This window comes from Bacteroides sp. 51, from assembly GCF_010500965.1.
Classification (GTDB): domain Bacteria; phylum Bacteroidota; class Bacteroidia; order Bacteroidales; family Bacteroidaceae; genus Bacteroides.
The window spans coordinates 1-11,417 of the sequence record NZ_QVMI01000018.1 but is presented as its reverse complement, the minus strand read 5'-3'; the positions used below and the strand labels follow the sequence as shown (position 1 = coordinate 11,417).

The window sequence follows — 11,417 nt, the reverse complement described above, 5'->3', positions numbered from 1 at the left end:
AATCGTATTAGGATTAGATAAAACAGTATAATTAAGTGCCAATATCAGTTCGTACATTTGTAACTCAGTTAAACAGAAAAAGAATAGACTATGCTTAGAAGAATAAACCCATACCTGGCCGGGGCATTGCTCATCGCAAGCCTGGCATCATGCAACCCCGCAGGCAAAAAAGAGAAACAAACCGAAGGCTTCGCCCGCACCGCCGAGACAGAAACTCTGCTCACAAGCCTAAAGACCATGCACCAACACGGCATCCTATTCGGCCACCACGACGCCCCCCTCTACGGCATCGGCTGGGAAGGTGACGAAGGTCGAAGCGACGTGAAAAGTGTCTGCGGCGATTATCCCGCTGTGATGTCCTTCGATCTGGGACGCATTGAACTCGGTCGCGACCAAAGCCTCGATAAGATCAGCTTCGAAAAGATACGTGAAGAAATTATCGCCCAATACAACCGCGGCGGAATGAGTACCATCAGCTGGCACCTCGATAACCCCGTAACCGGTGGCGATTCGTGGGATGTAAGCGATACCACCATAGTTGCCTCCGTACTGCCCGGCGGTGCAAACCACGAAACCTTCCTCACCTGGCTGGATCATGTCGCCAATTTCATGCACTCCCTGACAACAGAGAACGGCGTCAAAATCCCTATCCTCTTCCGCCCCTGGCACGAACATACCGGAAGCTGGTTCTGGTGGGGACAAAACCTCTGCACGGCCGAACAGTACAAAGCCCTTTGGCGGCTCACCTACGACCGCCTGTGCGAAAAGAAAGTCAACAACCTGCTCTACGCATACTCGCCCGGCTCCGAACCCAACACCCCGGAGGAGTACCTGGAACGCTACCCCGGCGATGATATCATCGACCTTATCGGCTTCGATTGCTACCAGTTCGATGAAGCGGTCTACGAAGCGGATATGCACAAGTCGCTACGCCTCATTACCGAAATAGCGAAGTCGCACAACAAAGCCTTGGCCGTAACAGAGACCGGCTACGAAGCCATCCCCGACCCGGTATGGTGGACGGAAACCTTGTTGCCCATCCTGGCCGAATACCCCGTGAGCTATGTAGTGGTATGGCGCAATGCCCGCGAACGTGAGACGCATTACTATGCTCCATACCCGGGCCAAACCTCCGCAGCCGATTTCGTGAAGTTCTACAACGACCCGAAAACCTTGTTTGCCAACGACGCAAGAGAACTAAATATATATAGTGAAACCGTAAGATAAGTGACTAAGATTATGAACTCCTTTAAAGAAAAGATCAGCAAACTAACCGCTGAACACCATACCCTGATCACTCGCAAGAATGAAATGTTAGCCAAAAGCAACGGCGTGTACAACCGCTACAAATACCCTGTGCTCACAGCAGAACATACCCCGCTGTTCTGGCGCTATGATTTCGACGAGAAGTCCAACCCTTACCTCATGGAACGCATCGGCATGAATGCTACCATGAACTCGGGCGCAATGAAGTGGAACGGTAAGTACCTCATGGTGGTACGTGTGGAGGGGGTAGACCGTAAATCGTTCTTCGCCATCGCCGAGAGTCCCAACGGTATTGATAACTTCCAGTTCTGGGATTACCCGGTAACTATGCCCGAGGACATCATCCCGGCCACCAACATTTACGATATGCGGCTCACCGCCCACGAAGACGGCTGGATTTACGGCATCTTCTGTGCCGAACGCCACGACGATACAGCGCCCGCCGGCAACCTGTCGGCAGCAACGGCAACCGCAGCCATTGCCCGTACCCAAGACCTTAAAACCTGGGAGCGTTTGCCCGACCTGCAAACCAAAAGTCAGCAGCGCAACGTTGTCCTCCACCCCGAGTTTGTGGACGGGAAGTACGCCTTGTACACCCGCCCGCAGGATGGTTTCATCGACACAGGAAAAGGCGGCGGCATCGGCTGGACCCTGGTAGACGATATGACCCACGCCATCGTAACCGAAGAGACCATCATCGACCATCGCTACTACCACACCATTAAGGAAGTGAAGAACGGCGAAGGTCCGCACCCTATAAAGACCGAGAAAGGCTGGTTGCACCTGGCGCATGGTGTGCGCAACTGCGCGGCTGGTCTGCGTTACGTGCTTTACATGTACATGACCTCGCTGGAAGACCCTACCCAACTCATCGCTTCTCCCGCCGGGCACTTTATGGCCCCCGAAGGCGAGGAACGCGTGGGCGATGTATCCAACGTGCTCTTTACCAATGGTTGGATAGCCGATGAAGACGGCACCGTGTACATCTACTACGCTTCCTGCGATACCCGCATGCATGTGGCTACATCGACCATCGACAAACTGGTGGATTACTGCATGAACACCCCGCAAGACGGGCTGACTTCTTCGGCTTCGGTAGAAACATTGAAAAAACTAATTACCAGCAATCTCGAATTACTGAAAAAGTAACTACATTGCAATCCAATTCCCTACTATGGCAACACTAAAAGAAAAGATCGGTTACGGGTTCGGAGACATGTCGTCGTCCATGTTTTGGAAGATATTCTCTTACTACCTCCCCATATTCTACTCCAACATCTACGGGCTTACGCTGGAAGACACCGCGCTTCTGCTTTTGGTAACCCGCGTGTGGGATGCCGTCTCCGACCCGATGATGGGTATCATCGCCGACCGCACCCATACCCGCTGGGGTAAGTATCGCCCCTATTTGCTTTGGGTGGCGCTACCGTTTGCCATTTGCGGCGTATTGCTCTTCACCACCCCCGACGTGGGGCAGACCGGTAAACTGGTGTGGGCATACATCACCTACATCCTGATGATGACCGTCTACACCGGTATCAACGTACCTTACGGTGCCATGCTCGGCGTAATGACCGACGATTCGGATACGAAAACTGTTTTCTCCTCCTACCGTATGTTCTTTGCTTACAGCGGTAGCTTTATTGCGCTGTTTGCCTGGGAACCGTTGTGTAACTGCTTCCGGGAGCATACCGGGTCGCAACCGGCAAGTTGGCAGTACGCCATGATTGTGGTTGCTTTTATATCCATGCTTGGCTTCCTGCTTAGTTTCACGATGACGCGCGAGCGGATAAAAAGCGTCTCCACCGTTTCGATAGGAAAGGATTTCCGGTCACTGTTGTCCAATACCCCTTGGTGGATATTGATCGGTGCGGCATTGTGTTCCAACCTTTTCAATACCGTGCGTGGTGCAACGGCTGCGTATTTCTTTAAGGACTATATAGGTGATGGCATGTTCCTGAACCTGGGCGATCTCTCCATCCTGTTCTATGCTGGGCTTTTCCTCGGAGTGGGCGAGGTGGCGAATATGGTAGGCGTGGTGTTGACTGTTCCCCTGTCGCGAAGGCTGGGCAAGAAGTCGACCTATATTTCGACAATGGTTGCGTTGGCATTCCTGAGTATCCTTTTCTTCTATCTGCCTCTTTCTCCGCTTGGGCTTTGGCTGATGCTTATCATGCAAGTGATTATTTCTGTCTGCACGGGCATCGTCTCCCCATTGATATGGAGTATGTATGCCGATGTATCTGATTACGCCGAACTAAGAGACGGAACGGCTTCTACCGGACTGATCTTTTCCTCTTCCTCCATGGCCCAGAAGTTTGGCGGCGCCTTTGGTGGTGCCGCGGTAATGTGGATACTCGCCACCTTTGGCTACAACACAGAAATGGGAGCTGTACAAACGCCCGAAGCATTGACCGGCCTAAACCTGCTCATGAGTTGGATACCCGCCGCGGTCGCCATACTGGCTGTGACCGTCGTTTACTTCTATCCATTAACAAAGGACAAGGTGGCCGAGATTGACAAACAACTGAAAGTGATCCGTAAAGACCAACAAGAATGAATAAAATAATCTCCTTACTAAAGGAAGAACCCCACCGCGTACTGACCACCAACATCCTGCCTTACTGGATGAACAATATGGTCGACCAGGAACACGGCGGTTTCTACGGCCGCATCACCGGAACGGAGCAGCCCATGCCCGAAGCCGATAAAGGGGCTATCCTGAATTGCCGCATCCTCTGGACGTTCTCGGCTGCTTACCGCCTGTTGAAAAAGGCGGAGTACCTGGACGTCGCTACCCGTGCCAAACGCTACATCATCGACCATTTTTATGATCAGGAGTTTGGTGGCTTGTATTGGTCGCTCGATTATAAAGGCCGTCCATCGAGTACCAAGAAACAAATCTATGCCCTGGGCTTCGCCATCTACGGATTGAGCGAATATTACCGTGCCACCCGAGATGAAGAGGCGCTGGCTTATGCTATCCGCCTATTCGAAAGCATCGAAATCCACAGTTTCGATACCCTGAAGAATGGATATTACGAAGCATTCGACCGCCAGTGGAACGAGATTGCCGATATGCGTTTGAGCGACAAAGATGCCAACGAGCGCAAAACCATGAATACGCATTTGCACATCCTCGAACCTTACACCAACCTGTACCGGGTGTGGAAGGACGAGCGGCTAAAGAAACAGTTGTATAATCTCGTTCATCTTTTTACGGATCAGATTTGGAACCCGTCCAACGGGCATCTGCAACTCTTCTTCAATAACGATTGGGAAAGCAAATATAACCTGTATTCTTACGGCCATGATATCGAAGCCTCCTGGCTCATCCATGAAGCCGCCCTGGAACTGGACGATAAGCCTCTCTTAGCAAAGGTGGAGCCCATTATCGTACAAATAGCGCGTGCCGCCGCCGAAGGTTTACTGCCCGATGGTAGCATGATCTATGAACGCAACCTCGACACCGGGCATCTTTACAAAGATCGTCACTGGTGGGTGCAGGCCGAGGCGGTGGTTGGCTATCTGAACCTTTATCAGCACTTCGGCGACGAAGATGCACTCGATAAAGCGCTAAACTGCTGGCTGTTTACCCGGGATCATTTGGTAGATAACACCCACGGCGAATGGTTTTGGAGCATCGCCGAAGCCGGTGCCGTAAACCATACCGACGATAAAGCCGGGTTCTGGAAATGCCCCTATCACAACGGCCGGATGTGCATGGAAATAATAGAAAGATTCAAAAAAAACGGTTGATTTCAATCTTGCCAAGGGCTCGGATTTATTGTTTTTTGAAATTTTATCAAAACATTCTCTGGCGGGGCAGTTAACAAATCAACCCCTAAACAGAAAGAAAAGGTACACCACAAAGAAACCCCGAAAACGGGCTGTTTCATTGTATATATTTAATTTTGTAACCATGAAAAAACAAATTATAGCCATGGCATTAGCAACGTCTTTACTGTCTTTCGACGGAAGCGCGAAGGAGCGCTACAAAGACCCCCAAGTACCCGTGAAAGACCGGGTGGAAGACCTGATCGGTCGGATGACTTTGGAAGAAAAAGTTGGTCAGATGAACCAATTTGTCGGTATTGAACACATCAAGGCCAACAGCGCAAGCATGACCGAAGATGAGCTGAAGAACAACACGGCCAACGCATTCTATCCGGGCGTGACCGTAAAAGATGTGGAACGGTGGACGGAACAAGGATTGATCGGCTCATTCCTACATGTACTCACCATCGAAGAGGCCAACTACCTGCAGTCTCTGGCCATGAAGAGCCGCCTGAAAATTCCGATTATCTTCGGGATTGATGCCATTCATGGCAATGCTAATGCACCTGATAACACGGTTTACCCTACAAATATCGGACTAGCGTGCTCGTTCGACACGGACATGGCCTACAAAATAGCACGGCAGACGGCCAAAGAAATGCGTGCCATGAATATGCATTGGACGTTCAATCCGAATGTAGAAGTCGCCCGCGACCCACGCTGGGGGCGGGTAGGCGAAACCTTTGGCGAAGACCCTTATCTGGTTACACAGATGGGAGTAGAATCCGTGAAAGGGTATCAGGGAGGGCTGAATGGCTCGGAAGATGTACTGGCGTGCATCAAACATTTTGTAGGAGGCAGTCAACCGATTAATGGAACCAACGGCTCGCCCACCGACTTATCCGAACGTACTATCCGCGAAGTCTTCTTCCCGCCCTTCAAGGCAGGAGTTGAAGCCGGTGCCCTGTCGCTCATGACCGCCCATAACGAGTTGAACGGCATTCCGTGTCATAGCAATGAATGGCTGATGCAGGATGTACTCCGTGGCGAATGGAAATTCCCCGGATTTGTAGTGAGCGACTGGATGGATATTGAACACATCCACGATCTGCATGCCACGGCCGAGAACCTTAAAGAAGCCTTTTACCAATCTATTGATGCCGGAATGGATATGCACATGCACGGCGTACACTGGAACGAAATGGTGGTGGAACTTGTAAAAGAAGGTCGCCTGTCCGAGGAACGGATAGACGAATCTGTGCGTCGCATACTCGATGTCAAGTTCCGCCTGGGATTGTTCGAACAACCTTTTGCCGATGAACAAAAGAGCATGCAAATCCGCCTGAGCGATGAACATCGCGCCACCGCCTTGGAGGCTGCAAGAAACAGTATCGTGCTTCTGAAAAATGACGGCGTATTGCCGTTGGATGCTTCTAAATACAAACGCGTACTCGTAACCGGTATCAATGCCGATGATATGAACGTGCTGGGCGACTGGAGCGCCGTACAAAAAGAAGAGAATGTTTCGACCATCCTGAGAGGATTGCGCCAAATAGCCCCCGGTACGCAATTCGACTTCGTAGATCAGGGCTGGGATCCACGTAATATGGACCCGCAGAAGGTGGCCGAAGCAGCTACCCGCGCCAAAGATGCCGACCTGAATATTGTTGTGGCCGGAGAATATATGATGCGTTTCCGTTGGCATGATCGTACAGACGGTGAAGATACCGACCGCTCGGACATTGATCTGGTGGGATTACAAAACGAACTTATCGAGAAAGTTGCCGCTTCCGGTAAGCCAACCATCCTGATCCTGGTAAACGGTCGTCCGTTAGGGGTAGAATGGGCGGCAGAGCATCTTCCTGCCATCATCGAAGCATGGGCACCCGGTATGTATGCCGGACAAGCAGTTGCCGAGATCCTGTACGGTAAGGTTAACCCAACGGCAAAACTGGCTGTAACCATTCCGCGTAGCGTAGGCCAGACACAGATGATTTATAACCATAAACCCTCGCAATACTTCCATCCGTATGCCGTGAAACCAAGCACTCCACTTTGGCCGTTTGGACACGGACTGTCTTACACTACATATAAATATAGTGATCTACAACTTTCCGCCAATGAAATAGCCAAAGATGGCACAGTAAATGTGAGTGTAAAGATCACCAATACAGGAAAACATGATGGCGTGGAAATTGCCCAGCTTTATCTGCGCGATACATTTAGTAGCGTAACCCGTCCGGTGAAAGAACTGAAAGACTTTGCCCGAGTGTCGTTGAAGGCCGGAGAGACTAAGGAAGTCGTATTTAAGATTACCCCCGATAAACTAGGCTTTTACGACAAGAAAATGAACTGGATCGTAGAACCGGGAGAGTTTGTAGTAATGGTGGGGGCTTCTTCTGAGGATGGTGCATTGCTGAAAGGAACATTTATGGTAAAAAAGTAAGCCCTGTTTATAGGACTTCGTTTTGGTAGTTTAAATATCTACTTTCTTCTATAAATAGAATGAGCACAGAGTCGCAGAGAAACAGAGAAAGAATAAAAACTCTGTGTGTCTGCGACTCTGTGTTTATTAATTTTTTTATTCGATTCGCTTTTAAATCATTCTTTTTATGTAAATTTGTCCCCGGAAATGAATATTAACCCTTTAAATATACAGGAAAGGGAACGAATTATGTTGGAGATAAAATAAACATCGCAAGTGGGGGAACGGCACCTATTCTGGTCTGCCGGTTAATCAACCCCTGAATTTCATTATTACATTTTTAATTTATCATGTCGATTCGTTGACAGGGTTTGCTGTATGGCTACTCCTGGCATCGTGTCGCAGGGGAGCAGTGTATATATAATCACTACTGTTTTCCCTCTATATCTATGTATAAAAAACTATTATGGGAATACGACCTAAAGAATTAAGTAAACTGGGGTATACCAACAATGTGGCTCGTAGTCTGGCTATTAATATCGTGAACAAACATTGCAAACACGATAATAAGCAACAGATTGAGACTACGTTAGCCGATTTGTTGCAATACCCTGAGAAATATAAGAATAACGAAATCTGGCACAAACTGGCCGAGCACTTTGCTCCCACAGTGACAGATAAACATTTTACTGTATACGAGTTATACAACGAACCGTTGGCATACAAAACGTATGGCAATAAATACATCGAAAGCCTGGCCAAACAGCAAATGCAGCTCGCTATGCGATTGCCTGTAACAGTGGCCGGAGCATTGATGCCCGATGCACACGCCGGATACGGGCTACCGATAGGTGGTGTACTGGCTACAGAAAATGCAGTGCTTCCTTACGCTGTCGGCTTGGACATTGGCTGCCGGATGAGTTTAACCGTGTTCGATGCCCATGTGAATTTCCTGCAACGCTATTCACATCAGATAAAGGTGGCGCTTAAAGAATACACGCATTTTGGCATGGATGGCGGATTGCGCTTTGTCCAGGAACATGAAATCTTGGAGCGGGAAGAATTCGGACTGACTCCTTTGTTGAAAATGTTGCATGGCAAAGCCGGTCGTCAGTTGGGGACTTCCGGTGGCGGCAATCATTTTGTGGAGTTTGGAGAGATTGAACTAATTGATGGCAATGTATTAGGCTTGCCGTCCGGCAGTTATACAGCGTTGCTTTCTCACTCCGGTTCACGCGGTATGGGGGCTGCCATTGCGAAACATTACTGTGATATTGCAAGGGAAGTCTGCAAACTTCCGCGCGAAGCGCAGCATTTTGCCTGGTTGGATTTGAATACCGAAGCCGGACAGGAGTATTGGATGAGTATGAACCTGGCGGGTGATTTTGCCCAGGCTTGCCATGAGCGGATTGCGATCAATCTGTCTAAGGCGTTGGAGTTGAGGGTGATAGCCAATATCAGCAATCATCACAATTTTGCCTGGCGGGAGGAAATCACTCCCGGGCGTTATGCTATTGTTCACCGTAAAGGGGCTACGCCGGCAGGCAAGGGACAACCAGGGCTGATTCCGGGTAGTATGGCTACTCCCGGTTATCTTGTATGTGGAAAAGGCGTAGCCGAATCACTGAACTCCGCTTCGCATGGTTCCGGAAGAGCTATGTCGCGGCAAAAAGCCAAAGAACAGTTTACCCAATCGGCCTTGAAGAAGATGCTTACACAAGCTGGGGTTACGCTTATTGGCGGAAGTGTAGAAGAGGTTCCACTGGCCTATAAAGATATTGATCGTATCATGTCGGCTCAGGAAGCTTTGGTAGATGTGCATGGCAAGTTTATGCCAAGAATAGTAAGAATGAATAAAGAGTAAAAAGGTTATAAGCTTGTAGGGGCGGTTCGCGAACCGCCCAATGCACAGGAAGCCATTTTCGGGCGGTTCGCGAACCGCCCCTACGGCGTTATGTTTACCAAGTGATTACCAAAAGCGATGTGATAGAAATAATGATCCATAGAATAACCCCTAATACAATAGGCTTTACACCCACTTTACGGATGGCTTCAATGGAAAGTGAAGAACCTATCAGAAAGAGAGTTACCGATAAAAGACTGTGCGATAATATGGAAATACCTTTTAGTATAACAGAAGGTATAGGTACGAAAGTGCTGAATATCATTGCTCCGATAAAGAAGAATATAAACCAGGGAATACTGATCTTATTCCCTTTTTTCTTTTTATATATCAGAATAGAAACCAACGACAGCGGAATAATCCAAAGTGCACGGGTTAGTTTTACGGTTGTGGCTACCATTAGTGCTTCCGGACCATACGCTTTTCCCGCTCCAACTACCGAACTGGTGTCGTGTATAGCTATGGCAGCCCATAATCCGAATTCCTTTTGAGCAAGATGCAAATACTCGCCAATTAGCGGAAAGATGAAAAGCGCCAAGGCGTTCAATAAGAAAATAACAGCAAGCGATACGGTGGTTTCGTTTTCATCCGCATCAATTACAGGGGCAACGGCAGCAATGGCGCTTCCTCCACAGATTGCCGTTCCCGAAGAGATGAGATATGACATCTTGGGAGATACTTTCAGTTGGCGTCCAATCAGCCAGCCGATAACCATAACGCCGACTACAGATACAATAGTGAAGGTAATCCCCTCACGTCCGGCTTGCAGAGAATCATATAAGTTCATTCCAAATCCTAATCCTACAACCGAAACTTGCAGTAAATATTTAGATGACTTTTTGCTCTGACGTGGATATGGATGTGTAAAGACAAGGGCAAAGACAATTCCTGCAAGCAATGCGAGTGCTGGCGACAGGAAAGCGGTGCAAATGACGAGAATAATGAATAATATACGGGTTCGCATGAAGCTCTGTTTTTTATGCAAAAGTATATTGTTTTTGCTTACTATGCTAATTAAACGATAGCTGTCTTCAAAAGATTTCACTATATTTGTTGGTATACGGCAGCTGGATATGACGAAGCAAATCAAAAATAGTGTAGAAGGTTTACTGGGTGAGGAGATAAAAGACATTCCTTATCGTACCGGGCGTGTACAAACAGCCTCCGGGAAGATATATTTCCTGAAGCAGGGAATACCTTCTACCGCCTACCAATGCGAAGCAAACGGACTGAATGAATTGGCAAAAGCCAGAGTCAAAGGTTTGGGCGTAGCCAAAGTGGTAGGTGCGTGCGAAGATTTTATTTTGACCGAATATATCACTCCCGGTCGTGCCGACGTTCATTTCTTTGAAGAGTTCGGGTGTGCCTTTGCCCGGTTGCATCGTTTTGAAGGCTGCGAATATGGATTTTATGAAGATAACTTCATAGGAATGAACCCGCAATTGAACATTGCTACCGGAGAGGAAAGAACCGACTGGACTACGTTCTTTTTTAATAAACGATTGCTCTTTCAATATCAACTGGCAGAGAAGAACGGCTTTGTTTCAGCCAAGCTACGGCATGATTTTAAGATTCTGGAAAGGCTTTTGCCTGCTCTATTGGAAGGAAGTATAGAGGCCCCTACATTACTTCATGGTGATTTATGGTCGGGGAATTTCCTGTGCGATACTTCCGGGCGGGCTATGTTGATTGATCCGGCTGTTTATTATGGGCATCGGGAGGCCGACCTGGCTATGACGAGGCTTTTTGGTGGATTCTCTCCCGAATTCTACCGGGCATATCAAAAGGAATATCCATTAAACGAAGGTTGGCAGCAAAGAGAGCATGTGTATAAATTGTATCATGTTCTGAATCATCTGAATCTGTTTGGCCGGAATTATCTTTCTGAGGCCGAACATCTGATTTCTCTTTCCATTGCCGGAATCTGAGGGTTAGTATCTCATATTTAACATCATTGCTGGGCACTTATTCCCAGCTGATTTTCAATTGTTTATAATTTAGTTCTTTGACATTTTTGTAATCGTGTTCAGTAAGTATCTCATTTAC

General features: G+C 48.4%; 8 protein-coding genes. 7 read left to right on the top strand and 1 reads right to left on the bottom strand.

What is annotated here, in order from left to right:
- Positions 1-90: 90 nt before the first annotated feature.
- The 6 genes from D0T87_RS14195 (at position 91) to D0T87_RS14170 (ending at position 9,332) form a co-directional block, all read left to right on the top strand.
- Entirely contained in the window at positions 91-1,227 is a 1,137-nt protein-coding gene (locus D0T87_RS14195) for a glycoside hydrolase family 26 protein (RefSeq protein ID WP_163175803.1), read from the top strand.
- Positions 1,228-1,239: 12 nt separating this feature from the next.
- A complete protein-coding gene (locus D0T87_RS14190) occupies positions 1,240-2,415 on the top strand; it encodes a glycosidase (RefSeq protein WP_163175802.1) in 1,176 nt (391 codons plus the stop codon).
- Positions 2,416-2,440: 25 nt separating this feature from the next.
- Entirely contained in the window at positions 2,441-3,826 is a 1,386-nt protein-coding gene (locus tag D0T87_RS14185) for an MFS transporter (RefSeq protein WP_163175801.1), read from the top strand.
- Entirely contained in the window at positions 3,823-5,025 is a 1,203-nt protein-coding gene (locus D0T87_RS14180) for an AGE family epimerase/isomerase (RefSeq protein WP_163175800.1), read from the top strand. Before D0T87_RS14185 ends, D0T87_RS14180 begins: the two co-directional genes overlap by 4 nt.
- 163 nt (positions 5,026-5,188) lie before the next feature.
- A complete protein-coding gene (locus tag D0T87_RS14175; RefSeq protein ID WP_163175799.1) occupies positions 5,189-7,489 on the top strand; it encodes a glycoside hydrolase family 3 N-terminal domain-containing protein in 2,301 nt (766 codons plus the stop codon).
- Between the two features lie 445 nt (positions 7,490-7,934).
- Complete coding sequence (locus D0T87_RS14170; RefSeq protein WP_163175798.1) at positions 7,935-9,332, top strand: RtcB family protein; 1,398 nt, start codon at positions 7,935-7,937, stop codon at positions 9,330-9,332.
- A 94-nt stretch (positions 9,333-9,426) separates the two neighbouring features.
- Here D0T87_RS14170 and D0T87_RS14165 read toward each other — a convergent pair whose 3' ends face one another.
- Positions 9,427-10,335, bottom strand: a complete 909-nt coding sequence (locus D0T87_RS14165) for a YeiH family protein (protein ID WP_163175797.1) — start codon at positions 10,333-10,335, stop codon at positions 9,427-9,429.
- A gap of 109 nt (positions 10,336-10,444) precedes the next feature.
- Between D0T87_RS14165 and D0T87_RS14160 the strand changes: the two genes are divergently transcribed.
- Positions 10,445-11,299 carry a fructosamine kinase family protein gene (locus tag D0T87_RS14160; RefSeq protein ID WP_163175796.1) on the top strand — a complete coding sequence of 285 codons (855 nt, stop codon included), beginning with the start codon at positions 10,445-10,447 and terminating at the stop codon, positions 11,297-11,299.
- Positions 11,300-11,417: the final 118 nt, after the last annotated feature.